Source organism: Cellulosilyticum sp. WCF-2 (assembly GCF_003990395.1).
Classification (GTDB): domain Bacteria; phylum Bacillota; class Clostridia; order Lachnospirales; family Cellulosilyticaceae; genus Cellulosilyticum; species Cellulosilyticum lentocellum.
Genome location: NZ_CP034675.1, coordinates 867,317 through 894,101, shown reverse-complemented (window position 1 = coordinate 894,101; position 26,785 = coordinate 867,317). Strand labels below are relative to the sequence as shown.

At 34.9% G+C, this 26,785-nt stretch carries 20 protein-coding genes; 2 read left to right on the top strand and 18 right to left on the bottom strand.

Going from position 1 to position 26,785, the window contains the following annotated elements; all coding sequences use genetic code 11:
* Positions 1 to 185: 185 nt before the first annotated feature.
* The gene (locus tag EKH84_RS03955; RefSeq protein ID WP_127065225.1) at positions 186 to 1,448 is read right to left on the bottom strand and encodes an O-acetylhomoserine aminocarboxypropyltransferase/cysteine synthase family protein; all 1,263 of its coding nucleotides are present in this window, start codon (positions 1,446 to 1,448) and stop codon (positions 186 to 188) included.
* Positions 1,449 to 1,943: 495 nt separating this feature from the next.
* On the opposite strand from EKH84_RS03955, the gene gltS reads away from it, so the two are divergent.
* Positions 1,944 to 3,167, top strand: a complete 1,224-nt coding sequence (gene gltS, locus EKH84_RS03950; protein ID WP_127065224.1) for a sodium/glutamate symporter — start codon at positions 1,944 to 1,946, stop codon at positions 3,165 to 3,167.
* An 8-nt stretch (positions 3,168 to 3,175) separates the two neighbouring features.
* On the opposite strand, the gene EKH84_RS03945 is transcribed toward gltS, so the two are convergent.
* Positions 3,176 to 4,069, bottom strand: a complete 894-nt coding sequence (locus EKH84_RS03945) for a LysR family transcriptional regulator (protein WP_127065223.1) — start codon at positions 4,067 to 4,069, stop codon at positions 3,176 to 3,178.
* Positions 4,070 to 4,224: 155 nt separating this feature from the next.
* On the opposite strand from EKH84_RS03945, the gene EKH84_RS03940 reads away from it, so the two are divergent.
* Positions 4,225 to 4,809 (top strand): DJ-1/PfpI family protein, encoded by a 585-nt coding sequence (locus tag EKH84_RS03940; RefSeq protein WP_127065222.1) that lies wholly within the window; start codon positions 4,225 to 4,227, stop codon positions 4,807 to 4,809.
* Positions 4,810 to 5,002: 193 nt separating this feature from the next.
* Here the strand turns inward: EKH84_RS03940 and EKH84_RS03935 are convergent, their stop codons facing one another.
* The 16 genes from EKH84_RS03935 to EKH84_RS03860 form a co-directional block, all read right to left on the bottom strand.
* Positions 5,003 to 5,923, bottom strand: a complete 921-nt coding sequence (locus EKH84_RS03935; RefSeq protein WP_127065221.1) for a LysR family transcriptional regulator — start codon at positions 5,921 to 5,923, stop codon at positions 5,003 to 5,005.
* Positions 5,924 to 6,194: 271 nt separating this feature from the next.
* Positions 6,195 to 7,397 carry a glycosyltransferase gene (locus EKH84_RS03930; RefSeq protein ID WP_127065220.1) on the bottom strand — a complete coding sequence of 401 codons (1,203 nt, stop codon included), beginning with the start codon at positions 7,395 to 7,397 and terminating at the stop codon, positions 6,195 to 6,197.
* Between the two features lie 179 nt (positions 7,398 to 7,576).
* Positions 7,577 to 9,187: a hypothetical protein gene (locus EKH84_RS03925; RefSeq protein ID WP_127065219.1), complete on the bottom strand. Its 1,611-nt coding sequence runs from the start codon at positions 9,185 to 9,187 to the stop codon at positions 7,577 to 7,579.
* Between the two features lie 251 nt (positions 9,188 to 9,438).
* Entirely contained in the window at positions 9,439 to 9,738 is a 300-nt protein-coding gene (locus EKH84_RS03920) for a hypothetical protein (RefSeq protein WP_127065218.1), read from the bottom strand.
* Positions 9,739 to 9,810: 72 nt separating this feature from the next.
* On the bottom strand, positions 9,811 to 12,060 hold the full coding sequence (locus tag EKH84_RS03915) for a DUF4129 domain-containing transglutaminase family protein (RefSeq protein ID WP_127065217.1): 2,250 nt from the start codon (positions 12,058 to 12,060) through the stop codon (positions 9,811 to 9,813).
* Positions 12,061 to 12,074: 14 nt separating this feature from the next.
* Positions 12,075 to 13,292 (bottom strand): DUF58 domain-containing protein, encoded by a 1,218-nt coding sequence (locus tag EKH84_RS03910; RefSeq protein ID WP_127065216.1) that lies wholly within the window; start codon positions 13,290 to 13,292, stop codon positions 12,075 to 12,077.
* Positions 13,285 to 14,220: an AAA family ATPase gene (locus EKH84_RS03905; protein ID WP_127065215.1), complete on the bottom strand. Its 936-nt coding sequence runs from the start codon at positions 14,218 to 14,220 to the stop codon at positions 13,285 to 13,287. Before EKH84_RS03905 ends, EKH84_RS03910 begins: the two co-directional genes overlap by 8 nt.
* Before the next feature lie 331 nt (positions 14,221 to 14,551).
* Positions 14,552 to 15,184: a DUF998 domain-containing protein gene (locus EKH84_RS03900; protein WP_127065214.1), complete on the bottom strand. Its 633-nt coding sequence runs from the start codon at positions 15,182 to 15,184 to the stop codon at positions 14,552 to 14,554.
* A 1-nt stretch (position 15,185) separates the two neighbouring features.
* Positions 15,186 to 15,722, bottom strand: a complete 537-nt coding sequence (locus EKH84_RS03895; protein WP_127065213.1) for a PadR family transcriptional regulator — start codon at positions 15,720 to 15,722, stop codon at positions 15,186 to 15,188.
* A gap of 248 nt (positions 15,723 to 15,970) precedes the next feature.
* On the bottom strand, positions 15,971 to 18,244 hold the full coding sequence (locus tag EKH84_RS03890; RefSeq protein ID WP_127065212.1) for a glycoside hydrolase family 65 protein: 2,274 nt from the start codon (positions 18,242 to 18,244) through the stop codon (positions 15,971 to 15,973).
* Between the two features lie 20 nt (positions 18,245 to 18,264).
* Entirely contained in the window at positions 18,265 to 18,915 is a 651-nt protein-coding gene (gene pgmB, locus EKH84_RS03885; protein ID WP_127065211.1) for a beta-phosphoglucomutase, read from the bottom strand.
* Between the two features lie 10 nt (positions 18,916 to 18,925).
* Complete coding sequence (locus EKH84_RS03880) at positions 18,926 to 21,241, bottom strand: glycoside hydrolase family 65 protein (RefSeq protein ID WP_127065210.1); 2,316 nt, start codon at positions 21,239 to 21,241, stop codon at positions 18,926 to 18,928.
* Positions 21,242 to 21,258: 17 nt separating this feature from the next.
* A complete protein-coding gene (locus tag EKH84_RS03875) occupies positions 21,259 to 23,361 on the bottom strand; it encodes a hypothetical protein (RefSeq protein ID WP_127065209.1) in 2,103 nt (700 codons plus the stop codon).
* A 10-nt stretch (positions 23,362 to 23,371) separates the two neighbouring features.
* Positions 23,372 to 24,193, bottom strand: a complete 822-nt coding sequence (locus tag EKH84_RS03870) for a carbohydrate ABC transporter permease (RefSeq protein ID WP_127065208.1) — start codon at positions 24,191 to 24,193, stop codon at positions 23,372 to 23,374.
* Positions 24,193 to 25,107 carry a carbohydrate ABC transporter permease gene (locus EKH84_RS03865; RefSeq protein WP_243118637.1) on the bottom strand — a complete coding sequence of 305 codons (915 nt, stop codon included), beginning with the start codon at positions 25,105 to 25,107 and terminating at the stop codon, positions 24,193 to 24,195. Before EKH84_RS03865 ends, EKH84_RS03870 begins: the two co-directional genes overlap by 1 nt.
* A 335-nt stretch (positions 25,108 to 25,442) precedes the next feature.
* Positions 25,443 to 26,708 (bottom strand): ABC transporter substrate-binding protein, encoded by a 1,266-nt coding sequence (locus EKH84_RS03860; RefSeq protein ID WP_127065207.1) that lies wholly within the window; start codon positions 26,706 to 26,708, stop codon positions 25,443 to 25,445.
* Positions 26,709 to 26,785 lie beyond the last annotated feature (77 nt).

The following is a 26,785-nucleotide window of genomic DNA, read 5'->3' as shown; positions in this document are numbered from 1 at the left end:
GCATGGTCAATGTAAAATAAATGTTAAGTTAAAGCACAGCATTTTTGTATTTATTATATTACTTATGATGCTTTGGATTACAACAAAAGAGGCAGAACCTAAGTTCTGCCGTGTAGATTGGGAACAAAAGAGAAAGCCATAAAAATACCCCTGAGGTGATATTTTTATGGCTTTCTTTCCTATCCTTATAACTGAGCTAAGCTTTGCTCAATATCTTCAATAATGTCTTCCACGTTCTCAAGTCCTACTGAGAAACGAATCATTCCTGGATTGATGCCAGCTGCTACTAATTGCTCATCTGTTAATTGGCGGTGTGTTTCACTAGCTGGATGAAGTACACAAGTACGGATATCTGCTACATGTACTTCATTAGAAGCTAATTTTAAGCTGTCCATAAACTGAATAGCTTTTTCTTTACCACCTTTAATGACCATAGAAATAACACCACTTGAACCTTTTAAGTATTTCTTAGCAAGTTCATGGTACTCATCCCCTTCAAGTCCTGGATACATCACTTTCTCAATCTTATCAGAAGCTGCAAAATACTCAGCTACCTTAAGGGCATTTTGGCAATATCTTTCCATTCTAATAGCTAATGTCTCAAGACCTAAATTTAATAAGAAAGCTGAGTTAGCTGCTGGATACATACCATAGTCTCTCATGAGCTGCATTCTTGCTTTAATAATATAAGCTGCTTTACCATAAGTTTCAGTATAAGTAATACCATGGTAAGTTTCATCTGGCTCTGTGAACTCTGGGAAATTACCATTAGTCCAGTCGAAGTTACCACTATCAACGATTACCCCACCTACTTGCACAGCATGTCCATCCATATATTTAGAAGTAGAATGAACGACGATATCTGCACCATATTCAAATGGTTTACAGAGAATAGGTGTTGCAAAGGTATTATCAATAATAAGTGGCACATCATGGGCATGCGCAATTTTAGCGAATTTCTCAATGTCTAATACACAAAGTGCTGGATTAGCTAGTGTTTCCCCAAACACTGCTTTAGTATTAGGTTTAAAAGCTGCATGGATGGTTTCCTCATCAGCATTTTGATCAACAAAGATACATTCGATGCCTTGCTTTTTCAAAGTTGCTGCAAAGAGATTAATTGTACCACCATAAATCGTAGAGGTACTTATAAAGCTATCTCCTGCTTTACAAATGTTTAAGATAGATAAAAGAGAAGCACCTTGTCCTGATGTGGTACACATTGCCCCAATACCACCTTCAAGAGCAGCAATTTTTTCTTCCACTGCCATTACTGTTGGGTTAGCAAAACGTGAATAAATAAGCGCCTTAGTAGGTTCATCAAATACGTCCCCTATTTCTTTTGTAGAATCAAATACATAAGTCGTGCTTTGATAAATAGGTACTACTCTTGGCTCACTATTCTTAGGTGTATAGCCCGCGTGCAAACATTTGGTTTCGTCTCTCATATCTAAATCCTCCTGAAATAAAAAGCTTTGTTCATCCCATAGCCTAAACACTCTTTTTGAGCGTTATCGGTAATTGAGACTCTATTTAATGATTTTCCTGTTTATAACCATATGTTACCATAAAACTTTTGTTATTCTGTAATCTCAAAAAACTATAGTCTGATATAGTTATAAGCTATATCTATTGTTACACATTGATATATAGCAAGACTAATTACTTACCTCTAAGTAACGTTAATCCTAACTTCCTCCCCCTATAAATCTTAAGCAAAACCCTTTCATTGACTTTGTCGAAAAAATGAACTATTATACAAAATATAAAAATTTCAATTAATTATCTGCCCACATTATCAATAAAACGCTCTACTTTATTATCTATATAATAATATCTATAAATTAAATTCTTGCCTGGCTCTCTATATAGCATTTAATTTTTATCCACTAATAGTAATTTTAAAGATACAAAAAATATTTTATAATTTTAGGAGTTAATAAATGACAATTCAACTTAATATGATTCAATCTATAGGATTAGCAGTCATCTTTCTGTTATTGGGAAAGGCAATCAAAAATGCTATCCCCGTATTTTCAAGATACGCCATTCCTTCGCCAGTAATTGGGGGACTTATATTTTCAATTATACATATGATTTTTAGACAAAATAATATTGCTTCATTTGAATTCGATACAACCCTACAGACTTTCTTCCAGATTATGTTCTTCTGTACTGTCGGATTTAATGCCAGCTTTAAAATGCTTAAGATCGGTGGTAAGCAAGTACTCTTATTCCTTCTTATATCAACAGTTTTTGCTGTGCTTCAAAATGCATTGGCCGTTGGCCTTGCAGGTATTGTAGGAATTGATCCACTGCTAGCACTCCTTACAGCTTCACCTGCTTTAACTGGTGGACATGGTACTTCAGCCGCTGTAGCACCTAGCATTGAAGCTCTTGGTTATCCTCAGGCTCTAACAGTAGCTTTAACAGCTGCAACCTTTGGACTTGTTGCAGGTTCACTCCTAGGTAGCCCTATGGCAAATCGCCTCATTATAAAGGATAATCTCTTACATAAGAAAAAACTTCCATCTTCTAATGAAACTGAGTTCGACTTATCTATTACCCAAAAGAATACATCCCTATTAGATACTAATAAAATAAGTATGGCTTTCTTTCAAATACTAATAGCTATGTTCCTAGGAACTTATTTAACTGATGCTTTAAATGCATTCGTTAGTCAGTGGTCTACCGACATTAATTTTCCTGCCTACATAGGTGCTATGATTACTGCTGCTGTTATAAGAAATATTTCTGATGCTACAAGTTTTATTAAAACACCTTTAGAAGAAATTAAGGTAGTTGAAGAAGTATCCTTAAATCTATTCCTTGGTATGGCACTTATCACATTAAAACTTTGGCAGCTCATAGACCTAGCACTTCCAATGTTACTTTTACTTTTAGCCCAGTGCGTAATGATGTACCTTTATGGCATCTTTGTATCTTATCCATTAATGGGCAAAAATTATGACTCAGCTGTAATGGTGGCAGGACTAACTGGATTTGCAATGGGGTCTACATCAAATGCCATGGCAAATATGAATTCTATTACTGAAAAGTATGTATACTCTAGAACTGCATTCTTCATCGTTCCAATAGTAGGCTCATTATTTATAGACTTTATAAACATTGGCATTATCCAAGGATTTATCAGTTTTCTTTCTTAGAAATACTGTTATCTCCAATTGATAGATTCATTTAACGTAAGTTCTATTAACTTACTCATTGGTACTGATACACTTTTATTTTTATGATATGTAAGTTGAGTTCTAAACTGGCCTAGCGGCTCCGTTACTCCTATCATCTTAAGTCTTCCTTCTCTTATTTCATCCCTAACAGTGTAATAAGGTACTAAAGAAATTCCTAACCCATTCATTACACATTTTTTAATAGCTTCTATACTTGAGAATTCTAAGGGGTTGACATACCTTATTTTCTTCTGCCTTAAGTAATTCTCAAATGCTGCTCTAGCAATACATCCTCTTTCACTAAATATAATACTTTCTCTTGCTACTTCACCTTCACAATTGGCTACTAAAAATTCCAAATCTGCATCTGGTGCACTAACAATGACCATATCTTCATCTTTTAAATTTTTAACGACTAGATCTATATCCCTAATTTCTGGCTCAATGGTAAACGCTATGTCTATCTCCCCACTATGTAATTTACTTCTTAAATCACTACACTTGGCGGCCTTTAAAATGATATTTACATTTGGATAATTCTTTTTATATTCCTTTAAAATTTTTCCTAAACGGTAGATGGTTAATGATTCTGATGCTCCGATAATTAAATCACCCGATACGTTATTAGAATGAGAAGTTATATTCTTAATTTCCTTATATACATCTAACATTTGTTTAGCATAAGGCACTAATTTCTTACCAACATGAGTCAAAATAACCTTTTTGCCTAAACGATCAAATAAAACTTCTCCCATCTCATCTTCTAAGATTCGAATATGAGATGTTATTGTAGACTGAGCATACCCCAAATGCTCTGCTGCTTTTGTAAATCCTTGAAGCTCAACTATGGTTATAAATGTTTGCAAATGCCTAATTTCCATTAATCCCATTCCTTTATACTTTGAATATATAGTATCACAGTATCATAGATTTCGATTATTTACTTCATTTATTTCAATTTTATTTATCAAATACTTTGTTCTATAATTAAAAATCATTTGGTATTCAATATAACTAATCAAAGGAGTTGCTGTATATGAAAAAAGTTTTATTGCTTCTTGCCAATGGTTTTGAAGCTGTAGAAGCAAGCGTTTTTACTGATGTTATAGGTTGGAATAAGTTAGAAGGGGATGGCAGCACAGATTTAGTCACTGTTGGCATAAGAGAAAAATTAAAATGTACCTTTAACTTCACTGTGATTCCAGAAATATCTATCAGTGAAGTGAACATTGATGAATTCCATGCACTTGCAATACCTGGGGGGTTTGAAGAAGCGGGATTTTATGAAGATGCTTTTAGTGAGGATTTTTTAAATTTAATCAGAGAATTTGACAAAGCAGGAAAAATAATAGCTTCCATTTGCGTTGGTGCACTTCCTATTGGAAAAAGCGGCGTACTAGCGGGTAGAAATGCCACAACCTATCATTTAGGAAATGGCCAAAGACAAAAACAACTCGCTGACTTTGGTGCAAATGTTCTTGGTGATGAGCCTATTGTTATAGATAAAAATATAATTACTTCTTATAATCCCTCAACTGCTTTTGATGTAGCTTTTACCCTTTTAGAGCTACTTACATCTAAAGAAAATTGTAACCATGTTAAGAAGTTGATGGGATTTTAGAAAAATAACGGCATAAAGTAGAGGCGCTAAGGAGTTCGAAAATATTATGCCTCTTCTACACTCCTCATTTAGGGTCTTGAACGTTTATAAGGTCAATAATGCTTATAAGAAATGAGAGGAGAGAGCCCTCTCCTCTCGTTTCCGCCTAGCGGCTATCAAGCTCATGTAAATTTAGGTAGTATCTACCTAGATTTCACCCCACTTTATTTTTTAAGTTCTCAGCAATTCTCTTTAATGCTTCTAGGTAAATCTCACCCAAATGAGTGAGGGTTGTATCCTTATGTATAATCGTTCCTACGCAGATTTTCTCATCTGCTTCCAAGGGAATAGATACAATATCTTCCCCATGAAGATATTCAGGGAATACCCCTGTTGAAAAGGTATAAGCATTAACACCTATCATCATATTAACTACTGCTGCTCGGTCGCTTACTTTAATGCTTTTTTTTACACTTCGAGTGCTTAATACCTCTTCTGAAAAGTAAAAAGAGTTTTGATCACCTTGTTCAAAGGATACACAAGGATAATCTTCTAATTCCTCTAGAGTAATCGTTTTATTTTGAGCTAGCGGATGATGCTTATATAAAAACACATGAGGTCTTGCTGTAAAAAGTTCGGTAAAAACTAAGTTACTTTCCTTTAAAAGCTTTCCAATGACTGGCGCATTGAAATCTGACAAATAAATAAGTCCAATCTCACTTCTAAGATTTTTTACATCATCAATAACTTCATACGTCTTGGTTTCTCTAAAGGTGAATTCATACTCCTCACCTCCAAATTCCTTGATTAAGTCTACAAAGGCATTGGCTGCAAAAAGGTAATGATGAGTAGATACTGAAAAGCGCTGCTTCGCTGGCATTCCACTTAAATACTTTTGTTCTAATAGTTCCGATTGCTGAAGAACTTGTCTAGCATAGCCTAAGAATTCTGCTCCTTCAGAAGAAATTTGAATACCTCTATTGGTTCTAGTAAAAATTGTGATTTTAATTTCCTTCTCTAAATCTTTAATGGCATTAGATAAGCTGGGCTGTGAAATAAATAAATATTTAGCCGCTTCATTAATAGAGCCTTTATCGGCTATGGCCACTGCATATTTTAACTGTTGTAATGTCAAGAATCGTCCCTCCTCCTATTTTCTCTTTGTCATTATTCTTATTTCATTATAAAAAATACCTCACTATTTAGCCACTATTAAAAGGCGTTTAATACATTTATTCTTATTATACTTATCATTACTACAAAAGGGATTCTTTTATATTTAAATATAAAAGCCATACTACTCCACTGAGACAAACCTAGAATGATGAATCGTAAAAAGAAAAGAGGAGCTGCCCATTTCTCATACACCGCAAACTCCTCTTTTACGTCACTATTTTCTATTTATACTAGCTTACAATTGCTGTATGGTTATCATCATGTTGCTCTACATAACCTTGCTCTTTATTAGCTATTACTTTTTCATATAGTGCTTCAATCTTTTTACCAAAGATCTCACTACTATAAGCTTTCACACTTTCAGCCGTATGTGCTTTTATTTCATTATATTTATCTGGATGATCCAATAAATCATTGATAATATGGATGAATTCCTCACTAGTCTCATAAGTATACCCATTATAGCCTTCTTTTAGGAGTGCCTTTAAGCAATCATCTTTTCTACAAACAATAGGCACTTCATTGATTAAAGCTTCAATATAAGTAAGACCTTGTGTTTCACTAGTAGAACCACTTACAAAAATATCACCTAGTTTGTAGTATTTATAGATTTCCATTTGATCAATCATACCTGCAAATACAACTGAGTCTTGAATCCCTAGTTGCTCTGCCATCTTTTCTAACTCTAGCCTGTATGGACCATTCCCTACAATCACCAAAGATATATTTTTTCTTTGTTCTATTAATGCTTTCATATTTAGCATGACTTCATCTAGATTTTTTTCTTTACCTACTCTACCCACAGTTACTATGACCTTATGACCCAGTGGTATGTTTAAAGTTTCTTTGAGAGCATGTTTTTCTTCCTGAGTAAGTGTTTTCATAAATCTAGTAAAATCAATACCATTTGGAATAACCTCTATGGGTGGTTCAATATGATAGGCTTCTAATATTCCTTTGGTTTTATTGGTAGGCACAACAACTGTGTCTACTGTCTTTAATATACGTCTTGAAAAAATAATAACTGCTTTTTTACCTAAGTTTTCATGTTTAGTAAAATAACTTGTATAATCTTGATATAACGTATGATAAGTATGGATAATTGGAATATCTAATTTCTTTGCTATCTTTCTAGCAAATAAAAAGGAACAAAATTCTGTTTGAGAGTGAATAATATCTGGTCCCCACTTGATAATTTCACTCACCATTCTACTCTTATAATTTACAGTTGCCCTTGCATCAGGATAGATATTGACACTAAAAGAACGAATCATATAAACATCGCCCTCTTGCCTAGAACAGCCCTCATGTGCTAATGCTAAGATTCTCACATCATGTCCCCTTAACTTTAACTGAGTATATAATGTCATTACTGATGTTACTACCCCATTCACAATAGGTGCAAAAGCATCTGTCGTCAGTAGTATCTTCATAAGAAACTCCTCCTTAATATAACCCTTAACTCTTTATACTATTGTATAATAAACCATTTATATCCCTTAGTGCGTCATTTTTATTTCTTTTTAATCTCTCTTATGTTTTTTTAATCTTTCTTACATTTTTTTAATCCTTACTGAATCCCTATATGTATTGCTTTAAAGCCGTCTTCATCCTATTTAAATACTTCTTCTAACCTTAATAAAATATTAAGCTGCGATTTCCAGATAGCATCACTAAACATTTTACTAATCTCATTAACAGCTTCAGGGTTAATGGTAAGTACAATAACGAGTGCTACTATGATAATCAGGCTTATCCACACAAAATAATTCCATCTCGCTTCTGGAATTTTACCTAAGGTATCTACTAGCTTTGGTAATAATTGATTAAGTGCCCATCCCAGTAAAAAAAGCAAGAAGGTTACAGTAAATACCTTGGTTGCTACTTCCCAGAAATTTGTAGCGCCTATGTCAGCTACTAAGTGATTGAAATTTACACTTCTGTTAGTCGTATCACAATCTAAACTAAAGGAGAATGCTCCAAGCCTTGAAAATAGCCCTGCACTTAAACTTAAAATGGTGGCCACTACAAGTGTTTCTGCAAAACCTTGATTAAAACGAACACCTCGCCCTCTCCAATGCCTAAAGCTACTTAGAAGAATAACGCCTAAAACTAAAAGCATCAGCACAAGAAAATAACTCCCTATTGGATTATCTAAATAAGAGACATTTTTCTTAAACCATGCCTCCATTGTAAAAAGCTCCATCTTTAGCTCCAGCAAGCTATTGGCATCTACCAAATAATCTATAAACGATACATGACCCGTTAATAAAGCACATAACAGCATTCCCATCAAAAAACAAAAAGTCTCTAAGAAAAGATGTAGCTGCGTAAAACTCATGGGCATATAAGCACCACTAAATACAATCTTTCCTGAAATCACTAAGGCTAAAATCACTACCGCTATAAAGATCATTCTTGCTATATAAATTAAAGTAGGCACTATTTGGTCGTATTTTTTAAATACCAGCTGCTTCCTTGCGAAAAAGGTTAGTGTAAAGAGCGTCAAAGTAAAACTCATTCCCCATAACCTTAAAAGGTCTACAGTAGAAATTATTTTTAAAGAAGGTCTAATTGCAGATGCCACATACTGTTCATATAATAAATTCAATCTAGAATCCTGCATAAGACCAGTAATTCCTTCTCCTCTTATGGTTAACTGCTTACTAAGCAAAAAAGCAACACCTGTCACTACTAGCCCATTGATCATCGCTATGGCAATATTACTATACATATCTCTGGTTCTTTTAGTAATGGCATAACGAAGCTTCTCCGAAAGCCATAGCAGAAAAATAGTTATTCCTATAAAGAAAAGAGGTAACATGACTGTAAAACGGTATTCATCCATCTTATTAAAAACAAAATAAACCTGATTTTCTCCACCATACAACATGCTATACGCCATTAGCATAGGATTTGCTATAGTTTCTCTCATCTTATCATCAGCGCCAGATTTTTCAAACCAACTTAGGATGCGCTGAATAATCCCTAAATTTTTTAAATACATGGCTAATATACCACTTGCACCCATGCTTAACACAAGTGCTATACTTGAAAAAAGGCAAGCCTCCTTGCACCAAGACCTTCTTCCTTGTTTAATTCTAGCAACAACGCTCTCCTTTGTTTGATGGAGTTCTTCTGCTATTTCTACTAGTTCTGGCTTTTTTTCCTCCACCCTTAACTGTTCCTCTTGCATAACCATGTCACTTTTCTTTTGAAACATCCAATCCCCCCATAATACTCTCTTTTATGTTGCACCCTTATCTCTCTATTCATAATAAATTCTATCAGTCTCTTTTTCTTCTTAGCAATCTACTATGCTTTACTTTAAAACTGAATATTTGAAATTCAACTCAGAATAACATCATTATATAACATACTGTCTTGTATTTATAGCATAAGCGTTAATTTTTATCACCTATATAATAAAAGTGGGGCATGAGACTAACTTAATTAGCTCCATGCCCCACTTTCTTATTGATTACTGCAAAACTTCACATATTGGTTAAGTGCCTTATGTAAAACATTCCCGCTTTCATTGTTCATATTAATATACACATGACTCTTTTTAATCGCTGAAATAGCACCTTCTAACTCACCGCTTTGATTCATACTATAAAGCCTCTTATCAATAACACCATTCTCATACATAGCATCTGACAGGTGACTTACCCCTTTAATATAGCTCTCAATCGTCTTTGCCGGAATAGATTTTCCTGTTTTTGCTACCGTCTCATTTTGTAGCCATCTTCTAAAAGCCTCTTTTCTATTCATAAGAACCTCCCATCAAAGTAATATACTACTTACTTTAATGTATTCGGTCCAAGCTATTTCTAGCACTTTTTTCTAAATAGACTTTGATTTTTTCCCAAGACCTCTATAGGCTTTAACCGCTAGCTTAAGCTCCTCACGACTAGGAGGTTGATGGCCAAAGGTACTTTTTTCAAACAAACTTACTACTAACTCTATAGAAAAACCTTCATCTGCCATACGTTTTTGGTACTGGCTAATAGTTTCCTTTTCCTCCTTTGGATAGCCCTTCTTTTCTAGGAGAAATAAGGTCCTTCTCATTAAGCTTTCTATTCCCCACTTAGTAGGTTTTAAATGCAGTAGCAGGAGCCAATAGATAGTCTTTACTCCGTGAACAAACTTAAAGCTTAAGAAAATACAAAGAACAAAAATTAAACTTCCTAGACCTAGCTGCATATAATCCGCTGCTATCATTTGTTTGGTTTTCTCAGGCTCTAGGTTCTCCTGTACGATTGGGGGAGTAGGGTCAAATAACATCCAACCATAGGCCGGAATATAAACTTCTGCAAAAGCATGGGCATCCTTTTCTCTGACCACATAGGTATTGGTTGTTCCGGGCTTCTTTTCTGTAACTAAATACCCAGTTACATACCTTGTCGGCAAGCCTACAGATCGGCACATGAGTACCATACTACTTGCAAACTCTTGACAAACGCCTTGCTTTTGATTAAAAAGAAAGTCATAAACATCGTCGCCTTGTTGGGCTGGTTTACTTTGAAGATTATAAATATAATTCTCTTTTAAATAGTTACAAATGGCTTCAGCTTGTCCCCAGTCAGATACTTCTCCTTTAATAACTTCTTTGGTTAACTCGTAAATTGGATATTCTATCTCTTCTGGTATCTGTAAATAGCTTTGTTGTACTTTTTGATACTGTACTAGGGGCGTATAGGTTCTAAGAAGCTTTGGAATAAGTTCTATGTTATAGAGGCCATCTTCTCTGTAAGCTTGTAATTCTTTGTATAGGTTAATAAAACGATTATGACTTAAGCCCTTTAAAAAAGCATATTCTCTACTTCCTTGCTTTGGCGTACGATCGTAATAGCTGACTTGATACCAAGTAGGCTCAACGAGGCGGTCACTATGAAAATAAATATTTTCTAGATTACCATAATAATAGATTCTAGAAGCTAAGCTATCCTGAATGCCAGTAAAACCATTAATGGTAAAATAATTGACTTTATTAATAGGGTTTTGATTAATGGTATATCGCTTTTTCATAGTAATGGAGCTTTCTCTATTTAGAATTTGCTTATACTCTGAAAAAAGCTCCGGCTTTTGAGTCCTAAGCCATGCCATTTCATTTAAAATAGTAGCAGTCTGACTGTATTCTGCCTCTATATATGCCGGCCTAAACTCAATGTAGCTTTCATAGGAACTATCTCCTACTTCAAGCTCCCAAGCATTATTAATATATTTTTTATAAGCTACTTCTCTAAGGTAAATAGGTTCACTGGCATCCACTTCAAATAAAATAACATCCGATAAAACTAAATCCTTAGTAAGCTCAGAGCTAGCTGGCAAATTATTATCTAAATTTGCTTGTGTTCCAAAGTTACTTCTTAAGTTCTTTAGCCATCTAGTCCCCGGCAACTCTTGTACTTTGGGCATATTTGTTCCTAATCCCCAGAGCACTAAAACCATTATGGTAAAGGTAATGAAATAATGTCCTGGCTCAAATATATAGCGCGTGTGGTGCATTTTCCCTTCTGCTTTTCTCATAAATAGCACTAGAATAAGAACTCCTGAACCTATCATCAGACTACTAATTCTTGTAAAATGGTTAAACCCTTCTCTTGTATACACAATTAATATAATAGAAAAGATTAGAATCCAACTTGGTGGTAACCAACGATCTATTTTATCACCAAGCATCTTACTAAGAGGTTTTCCGTATAACACAACAGTCACAAAAAAATAGTTAACAAAGATATAGGTAGCTACTTCAAACTCTATAATAGATAGATTCTTATCAAAAAGATGAGAAAGCCAATATAAATAACTAATCTTCTCCGTATAAGCAGCCTGACTCATTAAATAGATAGCTATAGTAAATAAGCAAACGGTGACGATCTGAAAAAGAGGAAAAATGTAGCTTTTCTGCTCGCTATCTAGCTGAGCTATAGCTAATAGCTTTTTACAAAGACTAATAAGTAAGCCTTGTATTAACACTAAGAGAGTCAATCCAATAAGCAAATGAAAACCCCCGTATAAACTCATACTTAAAACTAGTAATATACTTACTAAGCTTGTACCTATAAACTTAGTTGTTGTAGGTTTACCCATCTTTATCCTCCTTTCTATAGCTTCTTCAGCTCATAATCCTTTGTTACTTGCCAGGCTTCTATGTCTACGGTGCTGGTTTTATTAATGGCTTTTCCAACACAAAGCAATTTAATATCCTCCGGCTTCTTACGCCATGCATCCAAATAATAAAGCACTGCTTGGTCTATATCTTGGGCAACTACTATTTTCAGACCTTGCTCCTTCTCTATTCCCTTTAGAAAGGCTCTTAAAGCCCCTCTATAAGTCCTATCCTTTGAAGATTCCAGTTGCTCATAGCTGGCTAACTTTTCTCTTAGGTATTGAATTTCCCTGGCATACTTTAAAGAAGCCTTAATCCAATTTCCTTTTTGATAATACATAAAAGCTACTTGATGCCCCTTGGCTACTAATTGATAACTTAAAGATAAACTAGCTGTTAAGCTTCTATCTTGTAATTCATAGCGTAGCTTTTCTTCCTCAATATGACTCCCTATTGGGCTTAAAATGAGGAGTACACTTTCTCCATCTTGCTTTCCTGTTTCTCTTTGTCTCACTAAAAGCTGATTCTTCTGTGCAAAGATTTTCCAGTGCAGGAGCTTTGGTGAATCGCCTTCTTTATAAGCTGTAAGATCCTCTGCTACTTCTCCTTCTCCGCCTAGCTTAGCACGATTCTGGCTTCCTCTACTATATCCTATTTCTGTGCCTGCACCTAAAAATTCATCTACTTCTAACCCTTCCCTAACTTCTGGTAATACCTTTATTTTCGGGTTATCAGGTAAAGTTATAGTTCTTCGATACAGACCTAAGTAATCTTTTAAAAATACATCTTCAAAACCCACTGTTTGTTTACCACTTAGCTGTGCTTCATAAACTAAAGCCAGCTCTTTAACAGATCCACTTCCAAGAAAAAGGCAGTAATTTTGTTTTTCCTTAAGACTTAGTCTATATCCATCTCGAGGAAAAATATGTAAATAAGGCGTAGGCCAAAAGCTATTATTTTTTACCTTAATAATAACTTCTAGCTGCTGCGCCTTTTGAACTTTGCTAGGAACAGGTTCTATAACCATCTCTATCTTTTTACTAACCAAGAAGAAATGAAATGTATCGAGTACGATGCTAATAAGAAGTAAACAAAAAAGGTCTATGGTGATATGATCAGGCTTTGTATAAGCTAGTACCCCAGACACTAATACGATTAAGATAAAGGGGACGTTAGTCGTATCATCTTGGGGTAATTTGAACTTCTTAAACATGGAAAACAGGTGGTGTTATCTGCTCAAGTACCTCTTTTAAAATATCGCTAATTTGTGTACTTTTCCACTGAGCTTGAGTTTTTAACACTAATCGATGCCCAACAACAGCCTTTAATACTTGTTGCACATCATCCGGTGTAGCATAGGAGCGTCCCCCTACCATAGCTGCACCTCTTGTCGCTTTTAATAAAGCAATAGTTCCTCTGGGACTTATGCCCACTTCTACCATTTCATGATGACTAATAGCTTCTGCTAAATCTAATAGATAAGCTTTAACTTCCTTACTTACTACAACTTCCCTTAGTTTTTTCTTGGTAGCCTCTAACTCTCCCAGGCTAACCACTTGCTTTAAAGCTTTAAGTGGTTCCACCCCTTCTGATTGCTCTAATATTTCCTCCCACTCTCCTCTAGAAGGATATTCTAGATGAAGCTTCATAAAGAAACGGTCCATTTGAGCTTCTGGAAGTGGATATGTACCTTGACTTTCAATAGTATTTTGAGTGGCAATAACCATAAAGGGACTAGGTAGTTCCCTTGTAACACCTTCTACGGTCACTTGTCTTTCCTCCATGGCTTCAAGTAAGCTTGACTGCACTCTTGGCGAAGCTCTATTAATCTCATCAGCTAATAAGAAATTACATAAAGCCGCCCCTTCTTTATATTCTAGCTCTCCAGTTTCTTTGTTATAAAGGCAAAAACCTGTTACATCTGACGGAAGCACATCTGGTGTAAATTGCACCCTCTTAAAGCTACCTTCTACACTACGGGATAAAGCTATAGCCAGCTTAGTTTTCCCAAGGCCTGGTGCGCCCTCTAATAAAATATGTCCTTCGCTTAAAAGACAAATCATCATTTGTTCAATGATATCATCTTTCCCTATAATTACTTTCTTGACATTGCTTATCATTCGTTCGATGATACCTTCCATCCGTACCTCCTGCGTCACTTTCATTAATTTATTTACAGATCATTTACAAAATTGCTCTTACACAAAAATCTCTCATATCAATAACCAAGGCTTCAAAAACACCCTGCTCACTTCTCAATAATTGGGGTATGTTCAATAATTAAGTTTATTATAGCATATAGTTTACACATATTTATTATTTTATAAATTACTATCACAAATTCTACTCTGGCTGTTTCAATACCGTATCAACCTAATACTGAGCATTCTTGGGCATAACGTAAAAATGAGAGAGAACAACTACCTTACGGTGTTTCCCTCCCATTTCTATTACCCCTCATAATTGGTTCCTCTATTCTTTTAATAAGCTTAAAACTATATGGGGTATATACATTAATAAAAAAGAAATCCTTTGCCAGAATCCGTTATAGATTAATAATTTCTTAAATCCACTGGCTGTTTGTGCCACATCATCTCCAGTTACAAATAATCCAAATGTTAAAATAGCCATTAACCAACAAATAAGTAACCACCTAGCAGCTAAAGGATGATTTTTCCATAATAACATAGTGGCGAATAAACCTCCTAGAACAAACAATGTACACCCTATAGCTGATCCATAACCATGTAGTTTTTCAGCAAGGGTTAGCATCTCTTTTGAATCTCCTACCGAAAATATACTTGATACCAAGCAATCCAATATGGCATAGCTAATTGTAACCATTAGTAATAACATACTAGGGATGTACCATGTGCTTTTGTAGCTTGCAAACAATTTAAAGCCAATAATGATAAATCCTATCCCCAAACAAGCCATCCAAAAGTTATAAACCAGTCTTACAGGAGACTTCTTTGCACCCAGTACACTAAGTACCATCTTCATATGACTATACTTAGGATAAAATGCACCTAATATAAAAGGTATTACTAGGCAGTCTAATAAAACAAGTGTTATTACAAACTGTGTCATTTTATTGATAGTCATCCTAGTCACCTTCCTTTATACTTAAAAGCATTCTATTAGCGCTGACTATTTCAGCTTCTACTATATCTTTCATACGTTCAATATTATCTATTATTAGTGGTGAAAGATTGGATTGCCTCAATTGACTAATATTTTCTTGTATCCCCCTTTTATATTCATCTAACATTTGTAATCTTTTATTTAGCAACTCTATTATCTCATTTTTAGGTAAAATACTTAAATAGCTTGCCGCTATTGAGAATGTCGTCGTATCATAATCCATATTAAGAAAAGCCCCATGGATGGAAGTCTCTAGAATCTCTTTTCCTTTTGATGATATAGTGTACACTGTTCTTTCTGGCATATTCCCATTTTTCTCTGTGCTACCAGTAATATATCTCTTCCTTTCTAAGACCTTAATGGTGCTATATACTGTAGAATCAGATATATTAAACCACCATTTTACTTGCATCATTTCTAACATTTTTGTTATTTCATAAGCTCCTTTAGATGATTCATTAATCATGCCTAAAAGCAGCATCCCTGGTTTTGATAACACAATCTTTCTCCTTTTTATCTATAGTACTTTATATATAAAGTACTATAGATAAAAATAATTATCAATATTTTTAATATATTTTAACTATTTTTTACTAAATCATCACTCAGTTATTCTTTAACTTCTAACGACCCGAAAATATCCAGTTTGGCCCTAATCTAAAAGAACTATCCAAAAACAATTAGTCTTTGGATAGCTCTTTTGAGTTAATTTTATTTATTTGATATTCTAATATGACCTTACTTTTTCTATATCTCCAGAACAGTATCTTCCTCTACTAAATACATAACATCTTTAACTTTAATTTGAATACTTTGAGTAGTAAACACCTCTAAAATTGTCTTATCTTTTTGCACCTTCACCTTAATCTTAGCTCCTTTGTGAAGGAAGGTGAAGCTTAAGCCATCCCACTTAGCTGGCAGTTTAGGTTCTAAACTAATATGGTCTTTTTTAATTCTAAGGCCTGCAAAACCATAGACGATAGCCATCCAAGTCCCCCCCATGTTAGCAATATGCACACCATCTTTAGTATTATTGTGGGTATTATCAAGGTCTAATCTAGCTGTTTCAATGAAGTATTTATAAGCTTTATCTTCATAACCTATTTTAGAAGCAACAATACTATAAATCGCACAAGATAAAGAAGAGTCATGGGTTGTAATTTTTTCATAGTAGTCATAAGACTTTTTAATAGCCTCTAAATCTACATCGTCTTCTAATAAGAAGTGTGACAACACCACATCTGCTTGCTTAAGTACTTGATAGCGGTAAATAGTAAGTGGGTGATAGTGAAGTAATAACGGATAGTTTTCTTTTGGTGTGTTTTCAAAATCCCACACAGCTTTTGATAAGAAACTATCATCTTGGGCACAAATACCTCTTTCTTCATCATAAGGCAAGTACATATTTTCACTGGCTCTTTCAAAGCCATCTAGTTCTTCTTGTGTTAAGCTGATTTTTTCACAGATTGCCTTTAATGCCTCTGGGTCTGTTTCTTCTAATTCTTTAACCCATTTACCAACTGTACTTAAATTATACTTAGCTAATTGATTGGTATAGTAGTTATTATTTACAATAGCTGTGTATTCATCTGGACCTGTTACGGCATCTATTCTGAATAGACCATTTTGGAAATGTCCAATTTCTAACCAGATTCTTGCTGTTTCACAAATAACTTCTAGGCCAAAGTCTTTAATAAACGCCTGATCTCCTGTTGCTAAATAATACTGAATATAAGTATAAGCAATATCACCATTAATATGGTACTGTGCGGTGCCTGCTGGGAAGTAAGCTGAGCATTCTTTCCCTGTAATCGTTCTCCAAGCATAAGCTGCTCCTTTACGGTGACCAAGTTCTTTAGCTCTAGCTCTGGCTTCATCTAGAATATGATAACGATATCTTAACAGTTGTTTTGCAATCTCTGGATTACATAGTGTAAAGAAAGGCATGACATAGATTTCTGTATCCCAGAAATAATGTCCCTCATATCCTTCTCCACTTAAACCTTTTGCTCCAATATTACTCACTTGGTCTTTTCCTACACCTTGTAATAACTGATAAATATTAAATCGTAAGCCTTGTTGAAGCGCCTCATCTCCTAAAATTTCAATATCTGCTACTTCCCAGAAAGTCTCTAAATAAGCTTTTTGAGCTTCTTTAATAGTCTCAAAGCCTTGCTCACTTACTTGTTTAATTAAACATATACCTTCTGCTACAGGATCTGTATGCCTTCTTGTATCGGTATATACATTATACTTAGTAAATTCAATGACAGCATTGCCTTTATCAAAAGTATATCTTGCCGCAATGGATTTCTCAGCCACATTGACTTCGATGCCTGCTTCACAGTTTGTTCTATGAGCTGTAGTAAGGGCTACTTGTAACTTAGAAACCTTCGTTTCACCTACCACTTGTAAAACCTGATTTTCCTCTGCTACTTTTACAATGTTTAAAAGCTGAGCATGCGAAGCGCCTACCCTTGGGTCATTAGGGTTTGTATAGTTTTCTACGTTTCCATCTATAACAGACTCAATAATGACCTCTTCATCAAAGTTGATTTTTTCTATATGGTAATGAATAGCAAATAACTCAAGGGTTGTAAAAGAAGCTAGACGTGTAATGTCTATTTTAACTTCTTTACCCTTTGGAGAAACCCAGTGGATTTGTCTTGTGTAATAACCTTCTTTTAGATTCACAAAACGTTTTAGGTCTTTAAGCTCACCTTCAAATAGATTAACTCTTTCTTCCCCAACGGTTACAAATACTGTCTGCCCATCCATGACATTAACAATTTTTTGTAAGGTTTCAGGAAAGCCAAAAGCTTTTTCACCGTAAGTAATAGTTGCTTCTTCATAAAACGCATTGATATAGTTGCCTCGTATACTTACCTTATCAGCAGGATACCCTTCTTCAAAGTTCCCTCTAATCCCTATATAACCATTTGCCACATTAAAAAGACTTTCATTTTTAAGTAAGCTCACTTGGTCAATTTGATTCTCTTCTACAATCCATGCTTTAGTCATTTTGTTACACCCCATTACTTCTATTTAAAAGTGTCTATTGTAACTTGATCAAGCCCTGCTACAACTGTCTTTGCATTTGGTAAATTCTCTGCACTACCAATCCCAATGCATCCCATGCCCGCAATATGCGCTGCTTCTATACCAGCTACTGAGTCTTCAAAAACAACACATTTGCTTGGCTCAACCCCTAATCTTTGTGCACCAAGTACAAAGACTTCTGGGTCTGGTTTTGCTTTAGTTACATGATTACCATCTACGATGGTATCAAAGTATTTAACGATTCCTGTACGTTCTAATATTGGAAGTGCATTTTTACTTGCTGAACCAAGTGCTACTTTAATCCCGTTTTCTTTAAGGGCTACAAGTAAGTCTTTCGCTCCGCTTAATAATTCACTTTCATCAAGTTCTCCTATAGATTCTACGTACCATTCATTTTTAAGGTTCGCTAATCTCTCACGTTCTTCCTGGCTCATGTCTTCTTTACCAGCAAGCTTACACATGATATCCATACACGCCATACGGCTTACACCTTTAAAGTCTTCATTTTGTTCTTCAGTAAAATCTATGCCTAATTCTTTACCTAGTCTTTTCCATGCTAAGTAATGATATTTTGCTGTATCTACAATTACACCATCTAAGTCAAATATCGCTAAATCGTATTTATTGCTCATCTTGTCACCCTTATCTAGTTATGTTTAGTCCGTTTTGTAATGTCACTTCTTCACCTTTTACAAACACAGTTACCGTTTCTTCACCTAGGTTTGTAAGGGTGATTTCTTCTTTTTCTATCTTAGCTTTTAAAGTCTGACCTTTATAAATCATGTTAAAGGTAATACCTTGGATTTCTTCTGGCAGTCTTGGGTTAAAATGAAGGTCCGTTCCAATCATTCTAAGCCCGGCAAATCCATTAATGACGCACTGCCAAATACCGCCATAAGATGCAGCATGAACACCAGCATCACAGGCTTTCATATCTTGCCCCAGGTCTATAGTGGTTGCTTTTTTAAATAACTCATAGCTATAGGTTGTGTTACCAATATCATTTGCAAGTATGCAGTGAGTGCTAAAACTTAAAGATGAATCATGTAAACAATAAGGTTCATAATAGTTGAAGTTAGCTGCTTTTATTTCATTACTCCAGTTCTCACCAAAGAGTAAGAAAAGTACCATAATATCTGCTTGTTTAGATACCTTAAATTTACTAATTTGATCTAAGTTGTAGTCTTTTAAGATACCCATTACATTATTTCTATATTTAGTAAGATCAATTTCTTCAAGTGCTCTATAAGTCGTATCTTGATCAATAATTAAATCTTCACCTGGTACTGGAATATACACTTTGCTTGCACGCTCCGCAATAGTTGCCATCATCTCATCTGTTAATCCTATTTTTTTAGCAAGGCGCGCATACACTTCTGGTCTATTAGCTTTAATGTCGTTATAGCATTTTACTGCATAATCCATATTCCATTTAGCAAGATAGTTGGTATACGCATTATCATCTATGTGCTCTGTGTACTCATCTGGCCCTATAACATTAGTGATATGAAGTAAATCATCTTCCTTAGAAGTTTCAAGTCTTGAACTCCAGAAACTTGCTGTTTCAAGGAGGATTTCATAACCATAGTTATCCATAAACTCTTGGTCACCTGTAAAGTTGAAGTAACTATACACACCAAAGGCAACATCACTTGTGATATGAATTTCAATAAAGCCTGTTTTAATACGTTCTCTTTCTCCTGTATAAACGTCCATACCACCATAAATAGGTGTTACTTCTCCATCTTCTGGATTAGCTGCTTCCCAAGGGAACATAGCGCCTTCAAAGCCATTTTCCTTAGCTTTTTTCCTTGCCCCTTCTAAGCCATGATAACGATATTCAATAAGACTCTTAGCCACTTCTGGGTTTTGTACAATGTATCTTGGTAAAAGGAATACTTCTGTATCCCAGAAAGCATGTCCTTTATAGCCTTCACCTGATAAACCTTTTGCACCTATATTCATACGTGGGTCATGAGCTGGTGTCATAGCAAATAGATGATACATCGCATAATTAATGGCTAATTGGTCAAATTCATTTTTAGAACGAATCGTAATAGCATCTCTAGACCAAAGCTTCGTATCTAATGCCGCAATACTTTCTTTAAGAAGTGCTTCATAGCCCTCTCCCATGATGTCTTTTAAGATCAGATAACTTTTTTCATTATCTTCGCAGGCTACATTTTTATTATCAATGGAAGTGTAGTATGTAATATACTTCTCTATTGTTAGGGTACTTCCTACTGAAATATCAAAGCTATATTTTTGGAAAGCTTCTCTTCTGTTCATCAAAGGCTGTGGTAAAGTATGATCTTCTACGTCGTCTAAAAAAATACGGTGCGCTGCATTAATAAAGAAATCAATCTTTGACTGAGTCGTTGTTAGTTTCGTAAAGATAAAACGTTTCTCAAAAAATCTTCTTGTATCATCAATAAAATGTGCTTCACCTGAGTTAGTAGTCTTGCTATCAATACCAGAGATAATGACGATTTGAGCATCTTTATTAAGTGGTGTTATTTTCACTCTTTGCGCTGCTAAATGTAAATTATCTGCTGATACAAAGCGTGTAAACTCAAAACTAATGAGGTTATCTTTTGTTTGATATTTAAACGTTCTTGTTAATTCACCAGTTTTAAGATTAAGTGTTTTATCATAATCTATGACATTATCTTCTGTTAAAAAGAATCTTTTACCGTCAATAATGATTTCCATAGAAAAGGTATCTGCTGTATTAGGAAGTTCTGTTGGTTCATACCCTGGCCCTTTATTAAAAGTACCTGCAATAAAAGTGTTTGCTGTCTTTTTAGGATAATTTTCTTCCGCAGCCCCTCTAATGCACATGTAACCATTCCCTTGGCACATGATTGTTTCTGTCTTACCTAAGTTGTATTCATCAAAACAGTCTTCTGTTATAAGAAAGTTTTGATACTCTCCAGTTCCTTTGTTGTATAGTATCATGGCTTTTCTCCATTTCCTTATTGTATCTCGAATGTATAATCTGCTCTGTCTTTCTCTACGCGCACAGTTACTTTGCCTTCTCTTACTTTATAAGTAATGTTGTAATGACATTCTCCTACAAGCAAGTTATTAAGTGTAATGTCTGTAAGTGACTCTGGTAAGTTAGGTTTAATAGTAATGTTCTTATTTGGTGCATCTACTTCAATTCCTAAGATATATCTTACAAATACATGGTGAATACCATAGCCTGACCAGAACTGCATAAAGCATCCCTGATTATCATTTGGCAAGATTTCACTAATAGCAGTTGGCATTCCTAATGCGGCACAATCCGTTAACTTTTTCAGTAATGCATACCCTCTATTGGCATCTTTATTTCTAGCAAATACTTCAGCCATATAACCCGTATTAATAGACATAGATTTGTTAATACTATATAAATCATCAGAAGGATCATTTGCGTCATCACACATACAACCAAGTTTCATACCTGATGCATTATAGAAGTTTGGTTTTTTCATTTCCTCTAAACCTTCTTCTAACATTTCTTCTGTTAAGAAATGCTCTGTGTAAGGCAATACTGTAATCCAATTTTTAAGTACTACAGGAATTAATTCATCTTGCTCACACTCTTTTTCAAGTAGCTTATCAAAATAAACTTTTAAAGCTTCATGTTGTGTTTTTGTATTCTTAACAGAGTTAATGAGAAGATCCTTGCTTGCCATAATCTCATCTTTTGTGCAAATAATATCTGCAAAGAATCCTTCTTCCTTACTATAGAATTTTTCTACAATCTCTTTTGCCTGGGCTTCTGCTTTTTGTTTATAACTTGTAGCTAAATCTTCTTCGCCAAAGATTGTAGCCATTTTTTCAAGGGTTTCATAAGCCTTATAGGTCCATATAGCAATATCAATAAGGCGTCCATCTACACCATTTATTTCAATAATACCTGCACCCTTTGGACAAATAATGCCATCAGCAGCTTTACTCTCTACCCATTCCATACCTTTCTTACAGAAATCATACATTTCCTCTAAGAAAACTCTATCTCCTGTCCAAATATAAGCTTCATAAACAGCTGTAATGAACTGCGGTGTTTCTTGAAGATTACCTTTGTTATAAACGTAGCCAAAAGGTGATATCTCGTGCATTATGCGTCCGTTACCTTCATTACATTCATAAGAGATCTGCTTAAGAAGTCTTAGACTTTGAAGTGTCATTTTGTGTTGTCCTACCGCTAACGTCCCATTAATGCCATAAGTAGTATCACATCCAAAGAACCAAGGATAATCAGGAAAACCTGCTGTATAGCCTTCTCCAATGCCTTCTATATTTTGAATGAGCATATCGTAGTTGATTTTAAGACCATTAAAAGCAGTATCAAAAGCTTTATCATTTGTTTTAAGCTCTGACTTACCAAACATTTGATTTAACTTTTCTTTTTTATTTTCAAGTAAACCATTAAGCTGACTAAGTAATTCTCGATGTTTTGCGACTAAAGCTTCTTCACTTTCATTATTAGAAATCAAAAGAAACTGAATTTCTTCATTAGTGATGTTTTCAAAAGTTAAGGTAGCTAATAAATGATCCCCCTCAGTCCGGAAAGCCTGCTCAAAACATAAGTTTGAGAAAAGACCTACATAATTAGGATGAGTCTCACTTTTTGCAATCACTTGTTTCTCATTAGCACTAGCTAAGATTGTGGCATCATTGATATGCCCACAATCTTCAGCTGTCCAACACCCCATAATATGAAAGTCCATAGTCACTATTAGTGTCTTTGCTTCTTTAAAATTAGGAGAGAGTTTAATAACGACTGCTTTTTCATTCGGCACAGCCATTTCACGACGTTCTAATGTACCAAAAGCTTCTTCATAACTAAATACGCTATCCCCATTATCAAAAGTGTATTTTTTTCCTATTAGCTGTTTTCCATCTACTTCTAAACTATAGCCATCTGCCATTTTTATAGGCTGGGCGATAATACCTCCCATCTCTCCTGGCACATGAAAACCTAATTTTCTAAAGGTACCATCTTGTGAACCAATGATATAGATTTTATTTGAAGAAACAACATAATCATCATGTAAATCTTGTGTTTTAATTATTTTATCAATCATGGACATTCTCCTATTTAATTCCTGAAGTCGTAATTCCTTGGATGAAGTGTCTTTGGAATACTAAGAAAAAGATAATCATTGGTATAGATAACAACATCGCCCCTGCCATTATCTGGTTAGGATATGAGAAATATTGGCTATTTAATGAAGCCATACCTACTGGAAGCGTATACATATCTCTTGAAGTAATTAATAAGTTAGGCATTAAGAAGTTGTTCCAGCTTCCCATAAAACTCATAATAGTGATTGTTGTTACCGCTGGTTTTGCTAACGGTAATGCTACTTTAAAGAAAATCTTAATTCTTCCCATTCCATCAATCTCAGCCGCTTCTTCTAAACTAGCTGGGAAAGATAAGAAGAATTGTCTCATCATAAAGATATTAAAAGCATTAAAGATGAATGGTAAAATAAGACCCACATAGTTATTTACTAGGTTTAACTCATTTAAAAGCATATATTGAGGAATCATTGTGATTTGAGCTGGTATCATCATTACACCAACGACAGCAATGAATAATATCTTTTTACCAAAGAATTCAAGACGCGCAAGGGCATATCCCGCCATTGTGCTTGTTGCTACTCCTAAAAAGGTAACGCAAGTAGCTACCAATATACTGTTTAAATACCATTTACCAATGTCATTTTTTTGGAAAAGTGATTTGAATGCATTAAGACTTAAATCAGCAAAATCAAAAGTCAATTTATAGGCCTGACTTGTAGGTCTAAGGGCTGTATAAGCCCCCCATATATAAGGGAATATTGCAATGAGTGCATAGCTTATTGCGATCACATAAAATAATATTTTAGCCATTTTAGGTGTGCTCTTACGCATTATCTTCCACCTCTATTCTCTTGTCTTTTTTCACGGTCTTCAAAAAAGTATTTTTGTATTAAAGTAAGGGTTAGGATGATGACGAAAAGAAGCATTGCTACTGCTGAACCATACCCTAATCTATTTTCACCAAATGCTTTATTGTAAAGGTATAATACAACTGTTGTTGTTGAACCAAGTGGTCCACCTACTCCACCAGAGATAATAAATGCTTGGTCAAACATTTGGAGCGTTCCTATCATACCTACTACAAGTACGAACATCGTTTTAGAACTCAGCATAGGTACTGTAATTTGTATAAATCTTGTCCATGGGCCTGCGCCGTCCATGTCTGCTGCTTCATAAACTTCCTCTGGAATATCTTGGAGCCCTGCTAAGAAGATAAGCATCTGAGAACCTACTGTTGACCAAATCGCCATAATCATAGCAAGTGGCAAGGCAAACTTCGGATCATTAAACCAACTTACTGCTTCAAAACCAAATAGTCCTAGGAACTGGTTAGCAATCCCTTTTGTATTGAAAAGAAACATAAAAATGGAAGCTGCTGCTACAGCTGAAGTAACAGCTGGCACGTAATACGCTACTCTAAAGAAAGTTTTTCCTTTAATCTTTTGATTAGCAACCATTGCTAATAATAAAGATAAAATCGTTTGAACTGGCACAACGACAATAGAGTATTTAAATGTATTGTAAAGCGCCTGATGAAATGCTGGGTCTTTAATAACCTCTTTATAGTTTTCAAACCATGTCCATGTTGCTTGGTCTGGTTTAAGCATATTGTAATTTTGGAAGCTTAAAAACATAGAGTATATAGCTGGTCCAATTACGAATACAAGCATAAGCAGTACAATAGGAGCAACAAGTACTAAGCCTGCAATATTTTCTTGTGTCTTTCTGTGAGTAAGGTTTTTCACGCTTTCCACCCTTTCTAGTTTTATAACGATGGCCTACAGGTATGTAAACAATTCGTTTTTTGGTAAATATCTTATTTTTGTCGTATTTTTCTACCGAAACGTTTTGGTAGCTTTATAGTTTTATTATACAATATATCTGCACTTTGTCAATTTAGTTTTGTATATTTTTATGCATTTTAAACTGTAAAACATCACCATTTCACTTTTTCTCCTTGTACTACTCGCGTCCAAACTCTCGGCTAAGTTTTTCGTTATTTCCAAATCTACACAAAAAAGCAGACTCTCTTATCAAAAATTTAATAAGAAAGTCTGCTTTTTATTTAAATATCAATGTTTTATTGATTAGATAGTGCTTTATCAATGTTTGCTTGTGCTTCATCAAAAGCTTCTTTAACAGTAATTGATGAATCTAAAAGCAGTTTTTCCATGGCTTTAGCTGCTTCTGCTACAACTGTTGAAGAAATAACACCGTAGTTAAATTCACTAGCTACTGGTGCAGCTTCTGCGAACACTTTACGGTCTGGCCAAGCTTGTACAAACGCTTCTAATGATGATTTTCTAGAAGGCATAGCTCTACCAGCATCTGTGATTAATTTTTGTTGTTCTTCTGATGTTAAGAATTTGATTACATCTTTTGCTACATCTGGGTTTTTAGTTGATTTAGACATAGAGTAAGCTACTGTAAACTGCATAGAAGCTGGTTGTTCTTTTTGTGGAACTGGTACAACACCATATTCTAAATCAGGTGCAATCTCTTGTAAGTTAGCTATCATCCAAGTTCCTTCTACAGTCATAGCTACATGTTCACCCGCAAAAGCATCTCCATCCCAACCTACACCAAGTTGTTGAGGTGTTTGAGCATAGCCATTTTTAAGTAATGATAACCAGAATTCATAAGCTTCAATGTTTTTAGGATTATTAAGTGTTGGTTTACCATCTTCTAACATAGAACCACCATTACTATAGAAGAATGGTTGTACACGATCGATTCCGTTTTGTAGTGAAAGGCCTACTACACCGTCTTTTGTAAGTGCTTTAGCTGCACTTTCAAGCTCTTCCCATGTTGTAGGTGGTGTAATACCAGCTTCCTCAAACATTTTTTTGTTATAGTATAGTGCTAATGTGGAGAAATCTTTTGGGATACCATAAAGCACACCATCTTGTCCTTTAAAACCATTTACTAAAGCAGGTTCGAAGTCAGCTAATTCTTCTGCTGTGAAAAGATCATCTAAAGATGCTAATTTACCTGCATCAATAAACTGCGCCGCTTGGAAAATGTCCATATAGAAAATATCTGGCTCCGCATTAGATACCATTCTAGTTTTAAGCACTTCCCAAATATCACCTGCGATCGGCTCTACTACCAATTTAACATTTGGATTTTTTTCCATATAAGCTTCGGCTTGTTGCGTTACTAAATCAACCTCAACAGGATCCGCACTTATTCCGATGGTTAACTCTACTTTTTCACCATTATTTACACCTGTGCCTTCAGTTGATGGTGTTGAAGTATCTCCTTTTGAGCTAGAGCACCCAGTTACAACTGAGCCTAGCATAGTTGCTGCTAACATTAAACTCATTGCTTTTTTTGTCATTTTCATAGTTGTGTCCTCTTGTTGTTAGATTTACCGAATCGATTTGGTTTTATACTCTTATTATACATTAGACAAAACTTTTG

What these genes read in the sequence shown, in the direction of transcription:
- EKH84_RS03955 (WP_127065225.1), bottom strand. Translation starts at nt 1,448, where the DNA reads ATGAGAGACGAAACCAAATGTTTGCACGCGGGCTATACACCTAAGAAT.
- gltS (WP_127065224.1), top strand. Translation starts at nt 1,944, where the DNA reads ATGACAATTCAACTTAATATGATTCAATCTATAGGATTAGCAGTCATC.
- EKH84_RS03945 (WP_127065223.1), bottom strand. Translation starts at nt 4,069, where the DNA reads ATGGAAATTAGGCATTTGCAAACATTTATAACCATAGTTGAGCTTCAA.
- EKH84_RS03940 (WP_127065222.1), top strand. Translation starts at nt 4,225, where the DNA reads ATGAAAAAAGTTTTATTGCTTCTTGCCAATGGTTTTGAAGCTGTAGAA.
- EKH84_RS03930 (WP_127065220.1), bottom strand. Translation starts at nt 7,397, where the DNA reads ATGAAGATACTACTGACGACAGATGCTTTTGCACCTATTGTGAATGGG.
- EKH84_RS03925 (WP_127065219.1), bottom strand. Translation starts at nt 9,187, where the DNA reads ATGTTTCAAAAGAAAAGTGACATGGTTATGCAAGAGGAACAGTTAAGG.
- EKH84_RS03920 (WP_127065218.1), bottom strand. Translation starts at nt 9,738, where the DNA reads ATGAATAGAAAAGAGGCTTTTAGAAGATGGCTACAAAATGAGACGGTA.
- EKH84_RS03915 (WP_127065217.1), bottom strand. Translation starts at nt 12,060, where the DNA reads ATGGGTAAACCTACAACAACTAAGTTTATAGGTACAAGCTTAGTAAGT.
- EKH84_RS03910 (WP_127065216.1), bottom strand. Translation starts at nt 13,292, where the DNA reads ATGTTTAAGAAGTTCAAATTACCCCAAGATGATACGACTAACGTCCCC.
- EKH84_RS03905 (WP_127065215.1), bottom strand. Translation starts at nt 14,220, where the DNA reads ATGGAAGGTATCATCGAACGAATGATAAGCAATGTCAAGAAAGTAATT.
- EKH84_RS03900 (WP_127065214.1), bottom strand. Translation starts at nt 15,184, where the DNA reads ATGACTATCAATAAAATGACACAGTTTGTAATAACACTTGTTTTATTA.
- EKH84_RS03890 (WP_127065212.1), bottom strand. Translation starts at nt 18,244, where the DNA reads ATGACTAAAGCATGGATTGTAGAAGAGAATCAAATTGACCAAGTGAGC.
- pgmB (WP_127065211.1), bottom strand. Translation starts at nt 18,915, where the DNA reads ATGAGCAATAAATACGATTTAGCGATATTTGACTTAGATGGTGTAATT.
- EKH84_RS03880 (WP_127065210.1), bottom strand. Translation starts at nt 21,241, where the DNA reads ATGATACTATACAACAAAGGAACTGGAGAGTATCAAAACTTTCTTATA.
- EKH84_RS03875 (WP_127065209.1), bottom strand. Translation starts at nt 23,361, where the DNA reads ATGATTGATAAAATAATTAAAACACAAGATTTACATGATGATTATGTT.
- EKH84_RS03870 (WP_127065208.1), bottom strand. Translation starts at nt 24,193, where the DNA reads ATGCGTAAGAGCACACCTAAAATGGCTAAAATATTATTTTATGTGATC.
- EKH84_RS03860 (WP_127065207.1), bottom strand. Translation starts at nt 26,708, where the DNA reads ATGAAAATGACAAAAAAAGCAATGAGTTTAATGTTAGCAGCAACTATG.